Origin of the sequence: Candidatus Kinetoplastibacterium desouzaii TCC079E (genome assembly GCF_000340795.1) — a bacterium.
Classification (GTDB): domain Bacteria; phylum Pseudomonadota; class Gammaproteobacteria; order Burkholderiales; family Burkholderiaceae_B; genus Kinetoplastidibacterium; species Kinetoplastidibacterium desouzai.
On sequence record NC_020294.1, the window covers coordinates 754521 to 778082 of the forward strand.

25 protein-coding genes are annotated in these 23562 nt (G+C 29.7%); 15 read left to right on the forward strand and 10 right to left on the reverse strand.

The genetic code is table 11. The features are described 5' to 3' along the window. The gene (gene pyrE / locus CDSE_RS03510) at nucleotides 1–666 is read right to left on the reverse strand and encodes an orotate phosphoribosyltransferase (protein WP_015396630.1); all 666 of its coding nucleotides are present in this window, start codon (nucleotides 664–666) and stop codon (nucleotides 1–3) included. Between the two features lie 118 nt (nucleotides 667–784). On the opposite strand from pyrE, the gene CDSE_RS03515 reads away from it, so the two are divergent. The 5 genes from CDSE_RS03515 (at nucleotide 785) to CDSE_RS03535 (ending at nucleotide 6041) form a co-directional block, all read left to right on the forward strand. Next, nucleotides 785–1573, forward strand: coding sequence for an exodeoxyribonuclease III (locus CDSE_RS03515; protein WP_015396631.1), 789 nt, complete (start codon nucleotides 785–787; stop codon nucleotides 1571–1573). Nucleotides 1574–1736: 163 nt separating this feature from the next. Further along, nucleotides 1737–2375 carry a LysE/ArgO family amino acid transporter gene (locus tag CDSE_RS03520; protein ID WP_015396632.1) on the forward strand — a complete coding sequence of 213 codons (639 nt, stop codon included), beginning with the start codon at nucleotides 1737–1739 and terminating at the stop codon, nucleotides 2373–2375. Then, a complete protein-coding gene (locus CDSE_RS03525) occupies nucleotides 2375–3145 on the forward strand; it encodes a uracil-DNA glycosylase (protein WP_015396633.1) in 771 nt (256 codons plus the stop codon). The genes CDSE_RS03520 and CDSE_RS03525 overlap by 1 nt, the downstream gene beginning before the upstream one ends. Before the next feature lie 242 nt (nucleotides 3146–3387). After that, entirely contained in the window at nucleotides 3388–4830 is a 1443-nt protein-coding gene (locus tag CDSE_RS03530; protein ID WP_015396634.1) for a DEAD/DEAH box helicase, read from the forward strand. Between the two features lie 20 nt (nucleotides 4831–4850). Next, nucleotides 4851–6041 carry a class I SAM-dependent methyltransferase gene (locus CDSE_RS03535; protein ID WP_015396635.1) on the forward strand — a complete coding sequence of 397 codons (1191 nt, stop codon included), beginning with the start codon at nucleotides 4851–4853 and terminating at the stop codon, nucleotides 6039–6041. Here CDSE_RS03535 and CDSE_RS03540 read toward each other — a convergent pair. Continuing rightward, nucleotides 6030–7121 (reverse strand): tRNA nucleotidyltransferase/poly(A) polymerase-related protein, encoded by a 1092-nt coding sequence (locus CDSE_RS03540; RefSeq protein ID WP_015396636.1) that lies wholly within the window; start codon nucleotides 7119–7121, stop codon nucleotides 6030–6032. The genes CDSE_RS03535 and CDSE_RS03540 overlap by 12 nt on opposite strands. A gap of 92 nt (nucleotides 7122–7213) precedes the next feature. Here CDSE_RS03540 and CDSE_RS03545 point away from each other — a divergent pair, with 92 nt between their 5' ends. After that, complete coding sequence (locus CDSE_RS03545) at nucleotides 7214–7864, forward strand: 5-formyltetrahydrofolate cyclo-ligase (RefSeq protein ID WP_015396637.1); 651 nt, start codon at nucleotides 7214–7216, stop codon at nucleotides 7862–7864. Nucleotides 7865–7957: 93 nt separating this feature from the next. Here CDSE_RS03545 and CDSE_RS03550 read toward each other — a convergent pair whose 3' ends face one another. Together CDSE_RS03550 and metK are read right to left on the reverse strand one after the other, a co-directional pair. After that, the gene (locus CDSE_RS03550; RefSeq protein WP_015396638.1) at nucleotides 7958–8173 is read right to left on the reverse strand and encodes a DUF1289 domain-containing protein; all 216 of its coding nucleotides are present in this window, start codon (nucleotides 8171–8173) and stop codon (nucleotides 7958–7960) included. Between the two features lie 15 nt (nucleotides 8174–8188). Then, entirely contained in the window at nucleotides 8189–9349 is a 1161-nt protein-coding gene (metK, locus tag CDSE_RS03555) for a methionine adenosyltransferase (protein WP_015396639.1), read from the reverse strand. A 182-nt stretch (nucleotides 9350–9531) separates the two neighbouring features. On the opposite strand from metK, the gene CDSE_RS03560 reads away from it, so the two are divergent. The 7 genes from CDSE_RS03560 (at nucleotide 9532) to hslU (ending at nucleotide 16272) form a co-directional block, all read left to right on the forward strand. Continuing rightward, the gene (locus tag CDSE_RS03560; protein ID WP_015396640.1) at nucleotides 9532–10368 is read left to right on the forward strand and encodes a lysophospholipid acyltransferase family protein; all 837 of its coding nucleotides are present in this window, start codon (nucleotides 9532–9534) and stop codon (nucleotides 10366–10368) included. Between the two features lie 221 nt (nucleotides 10369–10589). After that, nucleotides 10590–11486, forward strand: coding sequence for a diaminopimelate epimerase (gene dapF, locus CDSE_RS03565; protein WP_015396641.1), 897 nt, complete (start codon nucleotides 10590–10592; stop codon nucleotides 11484–11486). A gap of 42 nt (nucleotides 11487–11528) precedes the next feature. Beyond that, nucleotides 11529–12512 carry a tyrosine recombinase XerC gene (locus CDSE_RS03570; protein WP_015396642.1) on the forward strand — a complete coding sequence of 328 codons (984 nt, stop codon included), beginning with the start codon at nucleotides 11529–11531 and terminating at the stop codon, nucleotides 12510–12512. A gap of 160 nt (nucleotides 12513–12672) precedes the next feature. After that, on the forward strand, nucleotides 12673–13692 hold the full coding sequence (locus tag CDSE_RS03575; RefSeq protein WP_015396643.1) for a CobW family GTP-binding protein: 1020 nt from the start codon (nucleotides 12673–12675) through the stop codon (nucleotides 13690–13692). Nucleotides 13693–13758: 66 nt separating this feature from the next. Continuing rightward, entirely contained in the window at nucleotides 13759–14220 is a 462-nt protein-coding gene (gene dksA / locus CDSE_RS03580; RefSeq protein WP_015396644.1) for an RNA polymerase-binding protein DksA, read from the forward strand. Between the two features lie 130 nt (nucleotides 14221–14350). Continuing rightward, entirely contained in the window at nucleotides 14351–14884 is a 534-nt protein-coding gene (gene hslV, locus CDSE_RS03585; RefSeq protein WP_015396645.1) for an ATP-dependent protease subunit HslV, read from the forward strand. Nucleotides 14885–14937: 53 nt separating this feature from the next. Next, nucleotides 14938–16272: an ATP-dependent protease ATPase subunit HslU gene (hslU, locus tag CDSE_RS03590; RefSeq protein ID WP_015396646.1), complete on the forward strand. Its 1335-nt coding sequence runs from the start codon at nucleotides 14938–14940 to the stop codon at nucleotides 16270–16272. 74 nt (nucleotides 16273–16346) lie between these two features. Here hslU and CDSE_RS03595 read toward each other — a convergent pair whose 3' ends face one another. The 3 genes from CDSE_RS03595 to CDSE_RS03605 form a co-directional block, all read right to left on the reverse strand. Continuing rightward, nucleotides 16347–16616: a YbeD family protein gene (locus CDSE_RS03595; RefSeq protein WP_015396647.1), complete on the reverse strand. Its 270-nt coding sequence runs from the start codon at nucleotides 16614–16616 to the stop codon at nucleotides 16347–16349. A gap of 18 nt (nucleotides 16617–16634) precedes the next feature. Continuing rightward, the gene (locus tag CDSE_RS03600; RefSeq protein WP_015396648.1) at nucleotides 16635–17870 is read right to left on the reverse strand and encodes a D-alanyl-D-alanine carboxypeptidase family protein; all 1236 of its coding nucleotides are present in this window, start codon (nucleotides 17868–17870) and stop codon (nucleotides 16635–16637) included. A 110-nt stretch (nucleotides 17871–17980) separates the two neighbouring features. Then, the gene (locus tag CDSE_RS03605) at nucleotides 17981–18628 is read right to left on the reverse strand and encodes an alpha/beta hydrolase (protein WP_015396649.1); all 648 of its coding nucleotides are present in this window, start codon (nucleotides 18626–18628) and stop codon (nucleotides 17981–17983) included. A 249-nt stretch (nucleotides 18629–18877) separates the two neighbouring features. On the opposite strand from CDSE_RS03605, the gene CDSE_RS03610 reads away from it, so the two are divergent. Together CDSE_RS03610 and CDSE_RS03615 are read left to right on the forward strand one after the other, a co-directional pair. Then, on the forward strand, nucleotides 18878–19714 hold the full coding sequence (locus tag CDSE_RS03610) for a biotin--[acetyl-CoA-carboxylase] ligase (protein ID WP_015396650.1): 837 nt from the start codon (nucleotides 18878–18880) through the stop codon (nucleotides 19712–19714). Continuing rightward, a complete protein-coding gene (locus CDSE_RS03615; RefSeq protein ID WP_015396651.1) occupies nucleotides 19698–20501 on the forward strand; it encodes a type III pantothenate kinase in 804 nt (267 codons plus the stop codon). The genes CDSE_RS03610 and CDSE_RS03615 overlap by 17 nt, the downstream gene beginning before the upstream one ends. Before the next feature lie 244 nt (nucleotides 20502–20745). Here the strand turns inward: CDSE_RS03615 and aspS are convergent, their stop codons facing one another. Genes aspS through CDSE_RS03955 form a run of 3 tightly spaced genes read right to left on the reverse strand, consistent with a single transcriptional unit; the run spans nucleotide 20746 to nucleotide 23470 of the window. Beyond that, nucleotides 20746–22533 carry an aspartate--tRNA ligase gene (gene aspS / locus CDSE_RS03620; protein WP_015396652.1) on the reverse strand — a complete coding sequence of 596 codons (1788 nt, stop codon included), beginning with the start codon at nucleotides 22531–22533 and terminating at the stop codon, nucleotides 20746–20748. A 43-nt stretch (nucleotides 22534–22576) separates the two neighbouring features. Further along, nucleotides 22577–23170, reverse strand: a complete 594-nt coding sequence (locus tag CDSE_RS03625; RefSeq protein WP_015396653.1) for a DUF502 domain-containing protein — start codon at nucleotides 23168–23170, stop codon at nucleotides 22577–22579. A gap of 24 nt (nucleotides 23171–23194) precedes the next feature. Beyond that, the gene (locus CDSE_RS03955) at nucleotides 23195–23470 is read right to left on the reverse strand and encodes an FmdB family zinc ribbon protein (RefSeq protein ID WP_083873554.1); all 276 of its coding nucleotides are present in this window, start codon (nucleotides 23468–23470) and stop codon (nucleotides 23195–23197) included. Nucleotides 23471–23562 lie beyond the last annotated feature (92 nt).

Genomic DNA, 23562 nt, shown 5'->3' on the forward strand with positions numbered 1-23562 from the left:
CTAAAGTCCATATGACATTCTATATTCTTTGATTCTTTCTCTATATTCTATAAAATGTTTATCGTTCTGAACTAATTCAAATATATCCTTAAGAGATGCTATACTAATTACTGGTATATTGTATAGATTTGATATTTCTTTGGCCGCCGAATAGGTTGAGCTATAATTTGATTTCTCCATTCTATCCAAAGCTATAACTATAACAGCTGGATCAGCTCCTTCAGAACGAATAATCTCTATTGACTCATGAATAGACATTCCTGAAGTTATAACATCATCTAATATTGCGATCTTTCCACGTAATTGAGCTCCTATTAGTGAACCTTTTTCTCCATGATCCTTAGATTCTTTACGATTGAAAGCGAATGGAATGTCTTTATAACTATTACTAGAAAAACTTAAAGCAGTAGATGTTGATATTACTAAAGGAATACCTTTATAAGCAGGACCAAATAACATATCGAACTCTATATTCGATTTAATAAGAGCACTAGCATAAAAACTACCTAAAGTTCTAATAGAGAAGCCATTATTAAAAAAACCCATATTAAAAAAATATGGACTTATTCTTCCTGATTTAGTCTCAAATTCACCAAATTTTAACGCATTAACACTCAGAGCTAATCTGATAAAGTCTATTGGACTATCATTTTTATAACTAAACATACGCTTCTATAATCTAAAAAATAATTAATTAGGTATGAGTATAAAATAAGCTTATAATCTATTCCATCTTTTTTTATGTTTTCTTATAAATAATTTTTTTTCATAGAGACTTAGTATTTTGTTAAAAATTACCTCTATAAACGTAAATGGAATTAGGTCAGCCTTTAAAAAAAATTTTAACAATTGGCTCGCTACTAATAACTCAGACGTAATTTGCCTACAAGAAATTAGAATTTCAAATAACGAAATAACAAACACATTACTTAACCCAATCCCTTTTTATGGACACTTCTATTCAGCAGAAAAAAGGGGATATAGTGGAGTTGGTATTTATACAAAAAAAGAACCCAATAAAATCACAAATGGCTTAGGCGTAAAAGAATTTGATTCAGAAGCACGAATAATGCGAGCAGATTGGGATTCTTTTTCTATAATAAATGCTTATTTCCCATCAGGTTCAAGCGGTGAACATAGACAACTAGCAAAAATGAGATTTTTAAATGAGTTTGAATTATACATCCAAGATATTATTCATGATTTCCAACGTAATAAAAAACATTTTTTTATATGCGGAGATTTGAATATTGCTCACGATAAAATAGATATTAAAAATTGGAAAAATAATATAAATAAACCAGGATTTCTACCAGAAGAAAGAAATTGGCTAACAAAAATTCTCAAAGAATATAAGCTAGTTGATGTATTTAGGAAAATAAATCCCACCCTAGAAGAATATACATGGTGGAGTAATAGAGCAAATTCAAGGGAAAGAAATATAGGTTGGAGAATAGACTATCAAATAACAACTACTGAAACAGCGAATCTAGCCAAAACTCATTCTATATATAGAATCGATAAATTTAGTGATCATGCTCCATTAACTATAGATTATGATATAAATGTATAACACAAAGTTTATGGCTTTATTTTGCAAATAATAAATTATAAGTTAGAATTAACCCTTTAGATTTGTAATAATAATACAAAACAATTGTAAAAAATACTAAAATGTTCCTGTAATAACGGATGCATTAAGACAACTCTTTCATAATAATTTTTGAAGTTTTAAAATGCTAACTTCATTTTTCTCATCTCTTGCTTTTAAAGCTTGGTTTAGTGGACTTGTAACTGGTCTTAGTTTGTTTGCTGTAGTAGGTGCTCAAAGTACTTTTGTTATTCGTCAAGGATTAATGAGATCTCATATAGCTACGATAATAATCACTTGTTGTTTAATAGATGCTATTTTTATTTTTTGTAGCGTTCTTGGACTACAAGAACTTATGTTACTAATACCTTGGTTTAAAAACTGCATACTTCTTCTTGGTATAGTATTCTTATCTTGGTATGGCTGGCAATCTCTACAACGATCCCTAAGAAATAGCTCTGGATTGGACTCAACAAATTATATTCTGTATTCTAAAAAAGCTGTAATTTTAACATCTATAGGATTCAGCCTACTTAATCCTCACTTCTGGCTTGATATGATATTAATTGGATCATTAGCTAATGTATATGAAGAAGAAAGCATGGCTTATGCCCTAGGATCATTAACAGCTAGTATTTTATGGCTTAATCTTCTAGGTTTCGGAGCTCGTTTGTGCACACCTATATTTTCTAATCCAAAGGCTTGGAGAATATTAGATGGATTTATAGCAGTTATCATAATGCTTATGACTATCAATCTTATTAACCAATATCTAAATACGTAATGTCAAATAGACTAACATCCAAAGATATATATAAAAATTTTGAATTAATTAGCTGCTCATGGAAAGAAGAAATATCAAAGTATTTCTCATTAAACAATTTGAGAAATACTTTCAACTTCTTGGAAAATAGACTTTCAGAAGGAATCATAATATATCCATCAAATCCTTTTAGAGCAATACATATAACAAACACAATTTCTAAAATTAATATTGTAATCATAGGTCAAGATCCTTACCACAATAATGGACAAGCTAATGGACTGGCATTTTCTATTAATTCAAATTCACACCCTCCTCCTAGTCTCAAGAATATATATAAAGAACTTTCTATTGAATATAAACAATTCACTTTTGAAAAAGAATATAATTTAATTTCTTGGGCTAACCAAGGTGTATTATTATTAAATAATATTTTAACTGTAGAAGATAGCAAGCCAATGTCTCATAAAAATAAAGGATGGGAATTATTTACGGACGCTATAATAAAAGCTGTTGCAAATGATAACAATCCAAAAGTATTTATGTTATGGGGATTACAAGCTCAAGAAAAAGAAAGAATAATTAAGAATCAAAATAATCATCATTTAATATTAAAAGCAAACCATCCATCCCCATTATCTGCCAATAGAAAACCAATACCTTTCATAGGATGCAATCATTTTATAAATGCAAATAGATGGTTGCATTTGAACAAAAAAAACACTATTAAATGGTTTTTTTCTAAAAAATCAGTAGATTGTTATCAAAATTTAATATATCCTCAGTACTAAGTAGATACAATTTAGAAATCTAGTAAAGATTATACTATTCTAAGAACTTTGCAAAATAATATAAATTAAGTTCTGCTGTTAGAATATCATCGATTATCTGACCTCCTTTAGCCTTGTATGTTATAAAATGCACCGTAACGAACGGTTGATGGGTCGGCGCGATGTTGTTTACCCTTTCAATACTATAAGTCAATTATATAAATAATGATCGTTATAGTTTCATTTCATAGCAAGGAAAGTAAATGTCTTTCGAAAATCTTGGTATTAATCCAAATATTATAAGTGCCATAAAAGCCACCGGATTTGAATCACCTACACCAGTACAAAATGCAACCATCCCCAAAGCTATTCTAAGACAGGATTTAGTTGTTTCAGCGCAAACAGGTAGCGGCAAAACAGCTGCATTCATATTGCCAATATTAAACCATTTGTCCCAAATGCCTAAGAGTAGCAATACTGCCATACAAGTATTAATTCTCACCCCAACAAGAGAACTTGCAATGCAAATTACTAAAGCAGCTTCTAGCTATGGAAGTAATTTTCATTGGTTAAGGATGGCTACTATAGTTGGCGGAATGCCTTACCAATCACAAATAAAAGCTTTATCCAAACGCATTGATATATTAGTAGCTACTCCTGGAAGACTTATAGATCAAATGCAATCTGGTAGAGTTAACTTAAAATCTGTACACACTTTAGTTCTAGATGAAGCAGATCGCATGTTAGACATGGGGTTTATAGAAGACATTCAAAATATAGTGAGCCACCTTCCCAAAGAAAGGCAAACTATGTTGTTTTCAGCAACACTAGACAACAGCATCATGAATTTAGCAAAACAAATGATGAATAATCCTGAAAGGATAAGTTTAACAAACAACAAACAAAGTCATAGCAATATTGAACAAAAATTAATATATGTAGATGATAATCATCATAAGATAAGAGTTCTCCAACATTTATTAAACAAAAATGACCTTGACCAAGCTGTGGTATTTACTTCTACCAAAAGAGGAGCAGATGAACTTGCTAATCATTTAGCAGATATTGGATTTGCAGTTGCAGCTTTACATGGAGATATGAATCAAAGACAAAGAACAAGAACCCTAGCACAACTACAAAAAAAACAATTAAAGATATTAATTGCTACAGATGTTGCTGCGAGAGGTATAGATATCCAGGGAATTAGTCATGCGATAAACTTTGATTTGCCAATGCAAGCTGAAGATTATATACACAGAATAGGACGAACAGGTAGAGCAGGAAGAAATGGTGAAGCTCTCACACTAGCATCTCATTCTGAAAAACATAAGATACGCAGAATAGAACATTATATTGGTAAAAATATAAATATAACAATTATAGAAGGATTAGAGTCTAAAGCTCCTAAGGGTCCTAGCAATACTTTAAATAAAAGAAGTTTTGCTAATAGAAAACCTAAAATTGATTATACAAATAATACAAATAGCACAAATAAAAAACCTAGAACAAGCCAAGAAAACTCATATAAAACACAGACAAGAACTTCTTTAAATACAAAAAATAAAAAAGTTGATTCGCCCTTTGCTAGAAATGAAGATAATGGCTACAAAAAAAGAAAAGACTATCAATCAAGCACAACCAAGAGAAACAGTTTATCTAAAAATACTAAAGAGTTTACTAATCATAGAACGCATGTTCACGTTTGATACTTATTATTAATATTTAGATGAGAAATAGATTCCATTTATTAGAATTACTCAATGAAGAATCTAATCACCATATTGCTTTAACAAAAAGACATCTATGTCAAGAAATTAAGAAATATGGTGGATCAATAACATTCGAACATTGGATGGATCAAGCTCTATATGCTCCATCCATAGGATATTATTCATCAAATAAGAATAAACTTTTTAATATAAAAGACTCTCTTAGTGCCAAAGGAGATTTTGTTACTGCTCCAGAATTAACTCCTGTTTTTGCAAAAACATTTGCTAAACAATTAGCTCAAGTATTGAATATCCTCCACTCAAAAAAAATTTTAGAATTTGGGGCTGGAACTGGTAGATTAGCACTAGACTTAATTAAAGAACTGGATTTATTAGGCATAGAGGTTGAGTATGAAATATTAGATATATCTAACAATCTAAAACTTATACAGAAAGAAACTCTAAAAGAATTTTCTGAAAGAGTAAAATGGCTAGATTCTCTACCTGAAAACTTTAATGGTTGTATAATAGCAAATGAAGTAATTGACGCCATACCAGTTAAAATTTTTGAGTGTTCCTACAATAATATAATATTAGAAAAACATATAGGACTCGATAAAGAAGAAAATTTTATATGGGTAGATAAAATAGCAGATGATCACCTGACAAAAATTCTGTTACCAAGAATTAATCCTACACCTGGTTATATATCAGAAATAAACATAAAAGGAGAAGCTTGGTTAAGAACCATCTTAAGAAACACTACAAAAGGAATAGTGTTCATAATAGATTACGGATTTCCTCAAAAAGAATATTATCACCCTCAAAGAGATAAAGGTACATTAATGTGTCATTTACACCATTTCACATACTCTGATCCATTTTTTGCGCCTGGAATACAAGACATAACTGCACATGTAGATTTTACAGCATTAGCTAACATAGCAATAGAAACAGGTTGTAAAATACTAGGATATACCTCTTTAGCCAGATTTTTATTAAATTGTGGAATATTTAATGTTCTAGAAACAGTAGATATATCAACCCCAACAAAAAGAATTAATACTATTGGTCCTGTTCAAAAACTACTATCTGAAAATGAAATGGGTGAACTATTTAAGGTAATTTGTTTCGGTATAAACTTTGATCAACAAGATAAACTAATGGGATTTATAACTAAAGACAGATCAGAAAAATTACTTATTTAGTTTATTAACAAATACTGACAGTCTAGTATTTCTAACAAGGTTTTTTATATCATCTATTTCCTTATTAGATTTTATAATTTTATGCATGTCAATATTAAGAACATTTTGTAGCCTTAACCAAATCTCATTAGTATTCTTAACACCCAAAAAATTAGCAGCTTCTAACAAATCATGAAAACGCTTAGGTCGACGAAAAGCATCACACTTTTCTAACAAAATATAATTATCTATTAAAGAATTCACACTTATACAGTCCATAATATTAGAAAGCAAATTTGCATAATTCCGACATTCAGATTCTACACGCAAATTAACACTTAACATATCTCTACTGCAAGTATCTATACATAATAATGCATACCTAACATATAGGTTAAATTTATTAGGAAGATTTGTCAAAAAACTTATAACCCTATCAGACAAAACTAATTCTGGCATAAGAATAGATAAAGCTCCTGTTTTTTCTAAGAAATCAAACATATTGATTGGTCTATTTGTCATAAGTCCTAAAGATATTTCTTTCCATACTCTTTCTTTGCTTAAATGTCTCAGTTCATCAGTATGAGCAATTGCATAACATATATTAAAAGTTTCTTTAGCAATAGTAAATCTACTAAATTTAGCAGAAAAACGTGCTAATCTAATTAATCTTAAAGGATCTTCTCTAAATGAATCACTAATATGACGCAAAACACCCATCTTAAGATCCTTCAAACCATTAAAAGGATCTATAATTTTTCCATCATTACTACATGCAATAGCATTTATAGTTAAATCTCGTCGAGATAAATCTTCTAATAACGTAACATCCTTCTCGGAATAGCATTCAAAACCTTTATGGCCCACATCTATTTTACGTTCCCTTCTAGCTAAAGCAAACTCTTCTTTAGAAACAGGATGTAAAAACACTGGAAAATCTTTACCAACTTTTTTAAATCCTCTTGCTTGCATTTCTAAAGAATCAGAACCAACAACCACCCAATCTATATCACCTGCAGCAATAGATAATAATTTATCTCTTACTGCCCCTCCAACCATATAAAATTCTAGACCTTTTGTATATTTATCTTCTGTTATCATAAATATTTACTTAAAATTAAATATTTTGTTAAAAAATTATATATTAAAATATATAAACTATAATACATAGATTGTATATTATGGAATAGATAATGGCAGAATTACAATATAACAATGAAATCACTAGAAATATTCGTTCAGAACTACTAACAAAAAGAACAAAAATACCTATGAGTAGAGTATATGAAGACAGCGCACATATACAAAAAAAACTATTAAATTACCTAGAAAAAATAACAAATAATTTCAAACACCCAACCAATAATAAAATAAATATTGCTGGCTTCTGGCCCATAGACAAAGAACCTAATCTGATAGATTTATTAAATAAACTATCTACAAAAGAAAATATAATAGTTTGCTTACCATCCATATATAAAAAGAACCACCCACTTCATTTTAAACAATGGACCCCTAATCATAATATGATAAAAGGAATATATAATATCTTAGAACCAAATTCGCAAGATAATTTGCTACCTAATATATTATTAGTACCTACCCTCGGGTTTACAATATACGGAGATAGAATTGGATATGGAAAAGGATATTACGATAGGACACTATCCAATTTTATAGAAATAAAACATAAATTTTTAACTATAGGAATATCTTGGACTTGTGGTCTAATAACAAATAATCAATATAAAGCTGCTTCACACGATATAAAATTAGACGGAATATTAACTGAAGATAAGTGGATAAAAGAACCCTTAAAAGAAATAAATAAGATTATTTTATAAATAAATTAATCAAATAAATTCTAGTCAATTAACTCTACTTAGAGTCACATGTTAATACTAAAACTTATAACATAATGAATAATAAATTGATTATTAACGTCGAGGATATCCTTCTTTTTTAATTCTTTCCCATATAGCAATTTTTGTTTCTTCATCAAAACAAACCCAATGAGATACTTCATAGGAAGTACGACCACAACCTCGACAAATATCATCGAACAAAGTAGAACAAACAGCAATACACGGTGAATCTGATAGTTGGGTAATGTTACTAGATGAAATTGTATAGAAATTATTCTTTTTGTACATATAATCTCTATTGTTCTAAATATTCTTAAATAAAAGAGTTTTATCAAGCCTTTCCCAGGTAAATTCTGGCTCGGAACGACCAAAGTGACCATAAGATGCTGTTTTATAATATATTGGTCTCTGTAAATCCAACATATTTATAATACTTTTTGGACGCAAATCAAAATTCTCATATATAAAATTAGACAATTTACTATCTGGAGCAATAACCGTATTACCTGTATATACAGTTATATTTATCGGCTTAGCAACCCCAATTGCATAACTAATTTGCACTTGACACTTACGAGCAATACCTGCAGCAACTATATTCTTAGCCAAATATCTAGCCATATAAGAGGCTGACCTATCAACTTTAGATGGATCCTTGCCAGAAAATGCTCCACCACCGTGAGGACATGATCCACCATAGGTATCCACAATAATCTTTCTACCAGTGATACCACAATCACCTTGCGGACCACCGATAACAAATCTACCAGTAGGGTTAATTAAAAATTTTGTTCTAGTGCTAATTAAATTACTAGGGAATACAGGCTTAATAATTTCTTCTACTACAGCCTCTCTTAACATAGCTATTTTAATATCAGGAGCATGCTGTGTAGAAAAAACAATAGTATCAACTTCATTTGGTTGTCCATTAACATAACGGAATGTCACTTGTGACTTAGCATCAGGTCTTAGCCAAGGTAAACGACCATCTCGTCTTAACTCTCCCTGCCTTTGAACCAATCTATGTGCATACCATATAGGAGCAGGCATAAAATCCAAGGTGTCATCACAAGCATAACCAAACATCAATCCTTGATCACCAGCACCTTGATTTAACTCATCTTTTCCAGACGCAGCTAAACCAATAGCAATATCTGGAGATTGCTTATTATAAGACAATAAAACAGCACAATTTCTATAATCCATGCCGTATTCTGCATTATCGTAACCTATGTTTTTAATAGTATTACGTGCAATATTTATATAATCAATATTAGCATTTGTAGAAATCTCACCTGCCAAAACCAACATATTATTACTACATAAAGTTTCTGCTGCAACACGAGCACCAGAATCCTTTAATAAAATAGCATCCAATATAGCATCTGAAACTTGATCAGCAACCTTATCAGGATGACCTTCAGACACAGATTCAGAAGTAAACAAAAAATCATTATTACTCACAAAGAATTCCTTCAAACCTTCTATTTTTTTATTAAAATGAACTTAAATAACAGGATAGAACTAACTATATCAATAACAGTATATTATACTAATCATAGATATAATTTTAATCTAATCGCATTATTTTAATCAATTATTGTTATTTTTAATCATCAACAAAAGAGATTTTTTTAAAAAGAACTATGTTAATCATATTATGTAAGATACTAGCAATATTACCATTAAATATTTTACAAAACATAGGAAGGATTATAGGAAAAACTGTTTATTTATGCTCAAAGAAATATCGCGATAATATACAATCAAACATGATTAAAGCAGGGTTTAATAATCAAGAGCTATTTAGAAAAACAGCAGAAGAATCTGGAGCGATGATTCTAGAAACACCCAAAATATGGTTCAAAAATAAATATTGCCTATCGAAAACATATACATCCCAGATTAACGTAATAAAACAAGCTTTATCTGAGCAAAAAGGAACAATATTTATAACTCCACATATAGGTTGTTTTGAAATAATTGCTAGACACCTAGCCTGTTATTACCCTATAACGATAATGTTCAAACCTCCTAAAAAGAAGTATCTGGAATCATTAATTACAAATAATCGCAATATTTATAATATAAAAGCTGTGCCTGCAAATATATCTGGAGTGAGGCAATTAAATAAAGCATTACGTAGAAAAGAATTCATTGGAATATTACCAGATCAAGTTCCTAATCAAGGAAAAGGAACAATAGTAAAATTCTTTGGACATGAAGCTCATGCAATGACTCTGCCTGCTAAACTAGCATTACAAAATGACTCAATTTTAATATTAGCTTTTGCAGAAAGGCTAAGTAAAGGTAGAGGATGGCAAATATACTATGAAAGAATAATAAAACCCGACACAAATGATGTTGACATACTAACTAATCATATTAACACTATAATAGAAAAAACTATATGTAAAATACCCACGCAATATCTTTGGAGCTATGACAGATATAAGAAACCTTCAGGATCTATAAATAATTAAAATACACCTATTTAATAATTACTATTTTTTTAAAAAATTATTCCCTGAATAAAATACTATCATATCTTACAAAGAAAATATTTTCTATCCTAATAAATCAATATAAAATGCTATACTAACTATTAGTATAATAGAACTATAGATATAGGTACCTATTACTTTCACTACTTAAATCTATATAAGACTTACAAGCTTAAAATAATATTCTAATTGGAAAAATTATGTCTTTAAATTTTACTAAAATGCATGGTGTAGGTAACGATTTTATAGTAATAAATTGCATAAACCAGAATTTTATTCTCACTGCTGAAATAGCTAAAGCCTTAGCAAATCGTAATTTTGGAATAGGTGCAGATCAAATATTATTAGTAGAGAATTCTATAAATCCTGAGGCAGATTTTAGATATAGAATTTTTAATTCTACGGGAGAAGAAGTAGAGAATTGTGGAAATGGTGCACGTTGTTTTGTTAAATTTGTTCATAAATATAATTTATCTAACAAAAATCCTATAAAAGCAGAAATTACATCTGGTATTATTACTCTTAACGAAAATAACGACGGATCAGTAACAGTAGATATGGGTAAACCTTCTTTTGATCCAGAAAGCCTACCATTTAACACAGAATCATTAGAATTTAGAAAACAATCATTAGAAACGTTATGGCAATTAAAAACAGAAAAAAACAAAACGTTATTACTGTCAGTTTTATCTATATCAAATCCACATGCAATAATTGTAATTGATGATATTAATACAAATGAAGTATCTCTTATAGGGCCAGAGATAGAATCTCATCCTAGATTTATAAAAAAAGTTAATGTTAGTTTTATGCAAATCAAAGATCAACATAGCATTCTTCTTCGTGTTTATGAAAGAGGTGCTGGAGAAACATTAGCTTGTGGAACAGGCGCCTGTGCATCAGTTGTTTCTGGAATAAGAAGAGGGTTATTACAATCTCCTGTTCTAGTGCATACAAAAGGAGGTGTTCTATCAATAGATTGGGATGGTAAATCTATTAAAATGACCGGCCCAGCCAGTTTTGTATTTGACGGACAAATATCCATAAACAATCTTATGCAAACAATAAACAAGAATACTAGCTTATTAAAAATATAATTAATTATATTTTTAATAACAATCACAAATACTTAAATAACAATGACCTATGAACATAATACAACAAAACAACTAATAGAAAAATGGTTACTATATATAAGTGCCAATTTAAGATATTCTAAACATACTGTTAATAATTATAAGAGAGATCTTATACAACTTCATAATTTCCTAGAATTAGAAAATGTTAATTTACAAGATCTTACAACTGATATTGTTAGAAATTTTATTGTAAAAAAACATGCATCAGGACTAGGACCTCGTGGATTGGCCAGAATGATATCATCGTGGCGTAGTTTTTATAAATGGCTTAAATTAGAACTAGGTATTCATTTAAACCCATTAGATGATATTAAAGCACCAAAACCACCCAAGAATCTTCCAAAATCTATTTCAGTAGATCAAATGAAAGCATTGCTCGACGAAAACATAAAAAAAATATCTAGCAATGACACCGACCCTATTATTGTAAGAGATCAGGCTATATTTGAATTATTTTATTCTAGTGGATTACGACTGGCAGAATTAATATCTATAGACATGATATTTATCAAAAACAAATCTTATGAATCTAAGAGTTGGTTAAATATAGAAACATCAGAAATAATAATACATGGGAAAGGAAACAAACAAAGAATTCTACCCGTAAGTAATATAGCTATGTTTGCTTTAAATCAATGGATAAAAACAAGACAAAAATTTATCTCAAATAAAACTACTGAACAAGATAAATATGCATTATTCATAGGCATAAAAGGTAAAAGAATATCCCCAAGAGTAATACAAACTCAACTAAGAAAAACTTCTTTACATCTCAATTTACCAGAAAATATATCACCTCACACTATAAGACATAGTTTTGCTAGTCATCTATTACAATCGTCACAAGATTTAAGAGCAGTTCAAGAATTACTCGGCCACAAAACAATATCAACAACGCAAATATATACAAAACTAGATTTTCAACATTTATCACTTATATATGATAAAACTCATCCAAGAGCTTATAGAAAAAATAAATCATAAAAACATAAAATGATAATAATGTTGACGCTTTATTTTGTATGAAATATCCTTATAAACTTGCTAATAAGATTAATTGATTATTTATCTTATTATATTTATAGCACTAAAAATTATTTATTAAATAAGACTTTTTTGATGCTTATATAAAGAGAAACTATTTATGGAATCAGTGAAAGAATTAAAAAACATGATACCTGTAACTATTATTACAGGATTTCTTGGCTCAGGTAAAACCACCTTACTAAATAAAATTCTAAAAGAACAACATGGTAATAAATTAGCTGTTATAGAAAATGAATTTGGATCAGAAAATATAGATACTGAAATCCTAGTTCATGATACTAATGAAGAAATTGTAGAGTTATCTAATGGTTGTGTTTGTTGCACAATACGTGGAGATTTAATAAAAACACTATCAGATCTATATGAAAAATTATCAAAAAAACAATTAGACTTTGAGCGAATAATAATTGAAACTACGGGACTTGCTGACCCAGGACCATTATGTCAAACATTTTTTATAAATGATTATATTGCAAATCATTATAAACTAGATTCACTAATCACCTTAGTTGATGCAAAACACGCTCCAGAAACACTCAACAATCAAATAGAAGCACAAAAACAAGTTGGTTTCGCAGATATTATTTTAATATCTAAATCTGATTTAGTACCTCCTGAGAATCTAAATAATTTAAAACAAAGATTAATTAAAATAAACCCTAAAGCACCTATAAAGATATTAAATATAGATGTTTTAGATATAAACTATCTTCTTAACATAAGTGGTTTTAATCTAGATTCTGTATTGGATATAGATCCAAGCTTCTTACAATCAGAAGATCATACATGTACAGAAGAGTGCCATCACCATCATCATGATGGTATATCATCTTTTGTATTTCAATCATATAAACCATTCGATCCAGAAAAATTAGAAAACTTTCTATCACAAATCGTTCAAAAATATGGAACTGATATGTTACGATACAAAGGCATTTTATACATGAAAGGAATAGAAAATAAAATTTTATTCCAAGGTGTGCATATGATAATGGGAGCAGAACCAGCAGAAGTTTGGGCAAAAACAGAAAAACCCAATAATAAAATAGTATTTATTGGACAGAATCTACCAAAAGACATGTTCATACAAGGATTGGAACTATGTCTTATAAAATAAGACTTACTAAATTATAATTTCCATATTAATAATATCCATAATACAGGTTACTATCGGAGTAGTTGTATGACAGCAAATAAAGTAACAAGCATAGAAGACAAGTGCTCTGTACCCATGCATAACTTCAATGAACAAGATATATTAGCCATGTCTGAAGAAGATTATATGAATGATATACAGCTTGCTTTTTTTAAAAAAAAATTACAACAATTGGAACAAGAAATTCTCTTAAAAGCAGAAGCTACTACAGAATATCTCAAAGAAACACAATTTGTACCAGACCCAGCTGATCGTGCAACAATAGAAGAAGAACATGCCTTAGAACTAAAAAGTAGAGATAGAGAAAGAAAACTTTTAAAAAAGATACAGAAATCTATTGCTCGTATTGAGAGTAAAGACTACGGTTGGTGTGAGGAAACTGGAGAACCTATAGGTATACCAAGATTACTTGCCAGACCAACTGCAACTTTATCTCTAGAGGCTCAAGAAAGAAGAGAAATGCGCCAAAAATTATATGGTAAACAATAAAAATTCTCAGAAGTTTAATATATGCTAATTCTTAACTTATATACAAAAACTGTTAATTATTTTTTATATATAAATTTTCTAAATCAATTATGATTACAATAAAAGAACAAAACAGAAACAGGATAAGTTAATGGAAAATTTTCATGCAACCACTATAGTATGTGTAAGAAGAGGAAATGAAGTATCTATCGGCGGTGACGGTCAAGTAACTATGGGTAATATAGTAATAAAAAGCACAGCAAAAAAAATAAGAAAAATATATAAAGATAGAGTTCTATCGGGATTTGCTGGAGCAACTGCTGATGCATTTACTCTACAAGAACTCTTTGAAAAAAAATTAGAAAAATATTCAGGCAACTTAACTCGCTCCGCAGTAGAAATGACAAAAGAATGGAGAACAGATAAATTCTTAAGAAAACTAGAGGCCATGTTAATAGTAGCAGATAATTTCAATACTCTAATTCTGACAGGAAACGGTGACGTGTTGGAACCAGAACATGGATTGGCTACAGTAGGATCAGGAGGTCCTTATGCACATGCTTCAGCCTTGGCTTTACTACAAAACACCACCCTATCACCTCTTGAAATAGTCAAAAAATCATTAGAAATAGCAAGTGATATTTGTATTTATACAAATCAAAACCATACTATTGAAACTTTATAAATAAAGTATATTTTATTAAGAATTCTAGAATTCCCAAAAAAGGAAATTGTTTTATGCCATCAAGTACTAGCATGACTCCTAAAGAAATAGTTCATCAATTAGATAAGCATATTATTGGACAAAATCGTGCAAAAAAAGCAGTTGCTATAGCCCTACGAAATCGTTGGCGCCGCCAACAAGTACCAGAAGAATTACGCCAAGAAATACACCCCAAGAATATTCTAATGATTGGACCTACAGGTGTTGGGAAAACAGAAATAGCGCGCAGATTAGCAAAGTTAGTTGATGCTCCATTTATAAAAATAGAGGCAACAAAATTTACTGAAGTTGGCTATGTGGGTAGAGATGTTGATACTATTATTAGAGATTTAATAGAACAAGCTGTTAAGGAAGCTAGAGAAAAAGAAAAGAAATTAATTAGGTCACTGGCTGAAGAAGCAGCAGAAGAAAGAATTTTAGATATACTTATCCCTCCTTCCTCTAGTAATGATAATGATCAAATAACAACAGATAATACAGCTCGACAAAAGTTCAGAAAACGATTGCGAGAAGGGAAAATAGATGACTTAGAAATAGAAATATCTATCCCTGTAATATCAACTCATTTAGATGTTATGACTATACCAGGAATGGAAGAAATGGCAGATCAGATTAAAACAATGTTTTCTGGTATGACCCAAGATAAGAAGAAAAATAAAAAAATGCAAATTAAAAATGCATTTAAAATTCTAGTAGAAGAAGAAGAAAACAGAAGAATTAATGATGACGATATTAAATCTAAAGCAATTAAAAATGTAGAACAAAATGGAATAGTATTCCTAGACGAAATAGATAAAATCGCTACTCGTTATGGTTCTGATAATGCAGAAGTATCTCGTCACGGAGTACAACGAGACCTACTTCCTCTAGTAGAAGGCACATCTGTTAATACTCGTTATGGAGTTATAAAAACAGACCATGTGCTTTTCATTGCATCTGGAGCATTTCATTTATCAAAACCTTCTGATCTTATACCAGAATTACAAGGAAGATTTCCTATCAGAGTGGAATTAGACTCACTATCCATTAATGATTTCATACATATACTAAGAGATACTGATTCTTCATTAACAAAACAATATACATCTCTTCTAAATACAGAAAACATAAACATTCAATTCTCTGAAGATGGTATAGCTAAAATAGCTAACTTAGCTTTTTATGTAAATGAAACCAATGAGAATATTGGTGCAAGAAGATTATATACTGTTATGGAAAAACTACTAGAAAACCTTTCTTTTGAAGCTTCTGATATGGATGGGAAAGATATTATTATAAATGAGAAATATGTAGAAGAAGAATTAGGACAAATTACTTCCAATCAAGATCTTGCAAAATACATATTATAAAGAAGTAGCTAGTCCCTATTACAATAGGGATTAGCTACTTCTTTATATTTCTGATCAAATACTCTAATTTTAATTCATATAATGAATCTCACCATAGGATGTCTTCCTAGTGATTCATATATATAATTAAAATGATCGCGTGATAATACATAAATACTTACTGTCAAACTAATATATCGATTGGATTTACTAAAACTTGTTTCTATTTCTTTCTCAAAAACCAATCCTAATTCTGTAAGCAAATTAATTATTTCTTTATTAAAATTATCATTATTAACTCCTATTATTTTAATAGGAAAGGTGCCAGGATAATGACTAATCTCTTGTGTGGCATCATGATTCATAATTTTCTTAATATAAAATTATAGTGCTAACTTTGTGTTTACCCAACGCTTTATAAAATCTATAGATCTTCCTATCAACCCTGCTCTTTTAATATTTTGCAATGAAACAAGAGAGGTTGTTTTTAAAACTTTATCGTCAATAACAAATTGTAAAACACCCACTAATTGACCTTTCTGTACTGGAGCAATCAACGGCTCTATACGTTCCACAATAAATCTAACATCATTTAACCGGCCACGAGGAATAGCAAGCCATAATTTATCTGTTGAACCAAGTCTTACCTTATCTACAGTACCTTCCCAAACCCTAGCTTTTATTTGCTGCTCTTCCTCTTTGTCACATACAGAAATAGTATCAAAATTTTGAAATCCCCAATTCAATAACTTTAGACTTTCTTCTGTCCGAACAGATTCACTATCAACCCCCAATAAGACCACAAGCATTCTCCTATCTCCACGCAATGCTGTCGCCACGAGACAATAACCAGCAGAATCTGTATATCCTGTCTTCAAACCATCTACAGATACATCTGACCACAATAATCTATTTCTATTAGTTTGTGAAATATTATTATATGTAAATTCTTTCTGTTTATAATAGTGCAAAAAACGACTATGATCCTTAATCATTCTTGTTGATAGTATGGCTAAATCTCTAGCAGTAGTTATATGATCCTTTTGAGGTAATCCTGTAGAATTTACAAAATGAGTATTATTCATACCAAGATATTTAGCCTCTTGATTCATTAGAGCAACAAAAGAATCTTCATCACCACTAACAGATTCAGCTAAAGCTATAGAAGCATCATTTCCAGATTGGACAATAACACCTTGTAATAATTCATGAATAGAAATTTTTTTTCTAGGTTCAATAAACATTCTAGAACCACCTGTCTTCCATGCTTTATCTGAAACTGTTATAGTCTGATCTATATCCAATCTTTTATCATTTAATGCATTAAATGCTAAATATGATGTCATGATTTTTGTCAAAGAAGCAGGCTCAAGTTTTATATCTGGATTATATGAAGATAACACTTGTTCACTATTTACATCTACAACTATCCATGATTTAGCGGCTATTTTAGGGTTTGGAAATCTAGAAACTTCACTTACAGGTATAGATAATCTATTTGCATCCCCAGATATTGACAGAACATATGTTTCTTCGAAAGGCTTACTATAAGCATAAAAAGAGAGATTGAGAAACACGAAATAAAAAATAAAAAATATCAATTTCAATAATAAATTCATCAGACAATTACTTATAAAAAAATATATTTGAGTTTATTAAAGCTAAACTACTTATCAGACAATAATTCTACAAAAACCCTAATAGTTGTTAATTCTATTATATTTTAATACTAAATTATACTAGACTTTAAACAATTAGAAACCATTTGCCGCAATGATAATAATTTGCCATGAAAAAAATGTGAACATGAAGGAATCATAATAATAGGTATTGCTCTTGGTCTAGCCCAATCTAACATTTCACTAAATGCTACCACCTCATCTACTTCACCATGAATAATTACTGTATTACTAGGAATAACTAAATCACTAAATTGAAAACGCTGAACAGCTGAACCAATAAGAATTAAATTTCTAATCCTTATTCCCAAATTATCTTTTAAAATCCTAGAAGATAATTCTGCAGCAACAGCTGAACCAAATGAAAAACCTGATATAAAAAGTGGTAAGTCTAATAAGTAAGGATAAAGCTCAATTACATGTTTTATTAACCTAACCATGTCTTCAGTTTCACCAATACCATTATCAAAAACCCCAGAAGATTCACCAACACCTCTAAAATTAGGTCTAATTGATATTAAGCCTTGCCTCACACACTCTCTTGAAATTGTAGTTACAACCTTGTTGTCGCGACTTCCTCCATACAAAGGATGAGGATGTAATACTAAAGACCATCCATATATGTTACTAGGCCAATCAATAACATAGTCTATTGCCTCAGACCCATCTATTAAATTTTTTATTTCACTATTAGACATAAATTAAAATCTCAAATCGTTGTAATTTTCATCAACAATCTAAATATATTGCATAATTGATGGAAGTAGTATCCAGGTATATGAGAAAATAAACCAGAATAAAACTCAAGATATACTTATTAATCAATATACTATTTAAGTTCGTAAACAAGTATAATTAATTATATATTTATTAAATTATATATTCTACAAATTGAGACTACTAGAAAACCTTTATAAAAAAATATAATTACTTGGAATTTTATTAAAATGCCTTCTATATCTTTTGAAAAAAATAAATTATTATTAAAAAAGATAGAAAAAGAACTATATATGTTCAATAAAATATTATGGACTAACGATACATCATCTACTAATTTAGACTTATTAAACATGATAAAAAATAAAAATGTAGAATTACCATGTTTAATAGGAACAAATCATCAATATGCAGGTAAAGGAAGACAAGGTAAAAGTTGGCTTAGCAATAATGATCTAATGTTTTCTTGTGGCTTTAAAATTAGAATTCCTAGTTTCAACTTGTCTTCTATAGCAATAGTAGCTGGAATCAGTGCCTGTGAATCTCTAAAAAAAATAGCAGGTAATAAAGGCTTAGAGTTAAATCTTAAATGGCCTAATGATATTCAATGGAAAGAAAAGAAACTATCTGGCATATTAGTAGAAACTATTAAAGACAAAAAAGAAAATAATATTCATAATATAGTTCTAGGAATAGGTGTAAATCTAAACGATGCATTATATAAATCACAGATTCTTCATAGAAGTGTGGCTGATTGGTCAGAAATCACTAATAATATAAAACCTGAGCAAATTGTTAAAATTATAACTACTATATGTATATCCTGGTATAAAGATATGTATCTTCTACAAAATTACGGACTAAAAATCTTTTATGATCGTTTCAATAGAATTGATTTCCTATTTGGGAAAAGAATTAACGTTGAGGAAAATGGAATAAAAACTCAAAATGGAATAGCAGAAGGAATAAATGAACTAGGACATCTAACAATAAAAACAATGTCTGGAAAAGAATCTGTATATTTTGGTAATGTTTCTATCAATTGTAAAAATGATCATTTTAATTGATTCTGGTAATAGTAGAATAAAAATTGGCTGGTTGGATTATAAAATGAATGTAGCACGCCGTGAATCTCATGCTGCTATTTTTGATAATCTGAATATAAAATCACTAAGTCAATGGATATCAACACTACCTAAAACTCCTATATATGCAATAGGCTCAAACGTTGCTGGTAAACAAAGAGAAGCTATTATTACCAACGAACTACACAAGGTTGGTTGTGATGTTAATTGGATTTCTTCTACAAAAGAAATGTTTGGCCTCACTAACAACTATCAATCTCCCTATATGTTAGGTACAGATAGATGGGCATCTATGATAGGTATTCTTTCTAGACAAACCATTGATCATCCTCCTTTTATCGTAGCTAGTTTTGGAACAGCAACTACGATAGATACAGTTAGTCCTGACAATATATTCATGAATGGAATAATATTACCAGGAACTTTTATGATGAGACAAGCTTTAACAAACGGCACTGCTAATTTACCTATGACCAATGGAAATTCAACAAGATTTTCTACTGACACCATAAAAGCAATAAATTCAGGAGTAGCTGCAGCACAATCTGGGGCTCTTATGAAACAATATACAGAAGCTTTCCATATTTACAAACAAATTCCTAATATATATGTCACAGGAGGAGTATGGCCAGAATTAGAAACAGAAATACGTAATTTACTAGGCAAAACAAATTTAGATAATAGAAAAAAGATAGAAATATCTTATATAGATAGACCAGTTCTTGATGGTCTTGCACGCATAGCAGAACTTTATTATAGAAATAATTAATTTTATAATTCTAAGATTTATTATTCATAAAATTTTATATGTATTTAAAGATTATCAAATTAAGAAACAACTGAACCTTAAAAATTGTAAATAATATAATACTATAATTAACTAATTATTAACCCTACATATTATCCATATAGCAATACAATTTACGCAGTTCCAATTACAACACACATTTCATCTATATTATTACAAATGAAATGTTATGCTGTAATATCCCTATCCTAAGTGTAGATTGATTCTAATCGTCAGTATTCCTTAACTTAATATGCAACTCATCTAATTGTTCAACATTTACTGTTGATGGTGCTTGAGTTAGTAAACATTGTGCCCTTTGAGTTTTTGGAAAAGCTATTACATCACGAATAGATTCAGCTCCTGTCATTATTGCTACCAATCTATCCAATCCAAAAGCTATTCCACCATGAGGAGGAGCTCCATATTGTAAAGCATCTAACAAGAATCCAAATCTATCTTTGACTTCGTCATTATTTAATTTTAATGCTTTAAAAACTTGTTTCTGAATATTCTCTCTATGAATTCGAATAGAACCACCACCTATTTCCCAGCCATTCAAAACCATATCATATGCTTTTGATATAACTTTATCATATCTTTTTTCTTCTAAAAAGATATCATGTCCATCTTTTGGGCTAGTAAAAGGATGATGAATAGCAACATAACGATCTTCCTTTTCATCATATTCGAACATAGGAAAATCTATAACCCAAAGAGGTTTCCATGAATCAATAAATAAACTATTCTGCCTACCAAAATCACTAGTTCCTATTTTTAATCTCAATGCTCCCATAGAATCATTTACAATTTTCTTTTTATCAGCACCAAAAAAAATAATATCACCATTTTGTGCTGATGTTCTTTCTATTAAAAGACTTAAAGCCTTATCATTAATATTTTTTACTATAGGTGATTGAATTCCATCACGTCCTTTATCAAGATCTAATATTTTAATATAAGCAAGACCCTTTGCACCGTATACACTTACAAATTTAGTATAACTATCTATATCACTCCTAGACATAGAAGCACCAGACGGTACTCTCAAAGCAACTACTTTACTACTAGAATCAGAAGCCGCTGAAGAAAAAATCTTAAAATCGACATCTTTAACAATATCTGTAACATCTATTAATGATAAATTTACACGAAGATCTGGTTTGTCGGAACCATATATTTCTAATGCCTCTTTCCATGTAATGGTAGGAAAAGGATCAGGCAATTCAATATTTTTAATGGATCTAAAAATATCTCTAATCATTCTTTCAAAAATATTACGGATCTCTTCCTCTCCTAAGAAAGATAATTCACAATCAATTTGAGTAAATTCTGGTTGCCTATCAGAACGTAAATCCTCATCACGAAAACATTTCGTGATTTGATAATATCTATCAAAACCTGAAACCATCAACATCTGCTTAAATAATTGAGGTGACTGAGGTAACGCAAAGAAATGTCCATCATGCACACGAGAAGGAACTAAATAATCTCGCGCTCCTTCAGGAGTACTTTTAGTAAGCATTGGTGTTTCTATTTCTATAAAACCTAAAGCATCCAAAAAATTTCTAGCTTCTTTTGTAACAAGATGCCTTATTTTAAGATTATTCTGCATTTGTGATCTACGCAGATCCAAAACTCTATGAGTTAAACGAGTTGTTTCCGATAAATTTATATCATCCAAATGAAATGGTATAGACTTTGCAGAATTAAAAATATCCAGATTATTACAAACTACTTCTATATCTCCAGTCATTAAATCAGTATTTTTTGTTCCACTTGGACGTAATCTAACAACTCCTTTCACAAAAATACAATATTCATTACGTAAAGTTCCAGCTAACTGGAAACAATCATCTTTAGGATCAAAAACAACTTGCACTAATCCAGTATGATCTCGCAAATCTATAAATATTACACCTCCATGATCACGACGACGATGAACCCACCCACATAGAACAATAGTTTTATCTAAATATTCTTGAGAAACCTGACCAACATAGCAGGTACGCATTACAAAAACTCCATTTTAAACATTAGTTAAACTTATTAAATACTTATAAATTTGATTCATAAGGACTAACTACACCCATAGATACAATATATTTCAGAGCATTATCAACAGTAATATTCAAAACAATTATATCTTCCTCCTTTAGAATTAAAAAGAAACCAGATGTAGGATTAGGTGTTGTTGGAACATAAACACTTACATATGACCCAGATGTGCTAGATAAAACTAGATCACCAGGAACACCAGTTAAAAATGCTATAGTCCAACAAGATTTTCTAGGATATTCAATTAAAACAGCTTGTTTAAAAGATTGATTTTCTGGTGATAAAATTGTGTCACTTACCTGTTTAACAGAATTATATATAGAGCGAACTAATGGAATACGCCCTAATAAAGATTCCCAATAATTAAGGATAGTACGTCCAATTAAATTAGCAGCTAAAATACCAGTAATAAGAATTACAAAAAAAACTAAAAACAATCGAAATCCTGGTATATTAAATCCTAACAAAGACTTGGAAGATAAAAAATTAGGAACAAATGCTTCCAATATGTTAACTAATAGATTAAGTACCCATAAAGTTATAACTATTGGAATCCAAACCAAAAGACCAGTAATAAAATATTTTTTAAACATATTATAGTTCACTTATAATAAATACTAATCATCAGTAGTTTTAGTAGGAGTTTCTTTAGGAGTAGCAATTCCTTCATTAGCCTTAACTTCTTCTTTAATAGAACTTTTATTATTTTTTTCATTTTTAAAGTCTGTCACATACCAACCAGTACCTTTTAACTGAAAGTTAGGCGCTGTAACTTGTTTTAAATATGAATTCTTCCCACAATTAGGACAATTTTTAATAGGATCTTCATTCATTTTTTGTAACACCTCATTACTATGACCACACATTTCGCATCTATAAGCGTAAATTGGCACAACAATCTCCTAATAAAAAAACAACACTTCTAATATAGAAGTATTTACAATAGAAATACAAAGACCATATAAACGTATTTATGTCATATAGA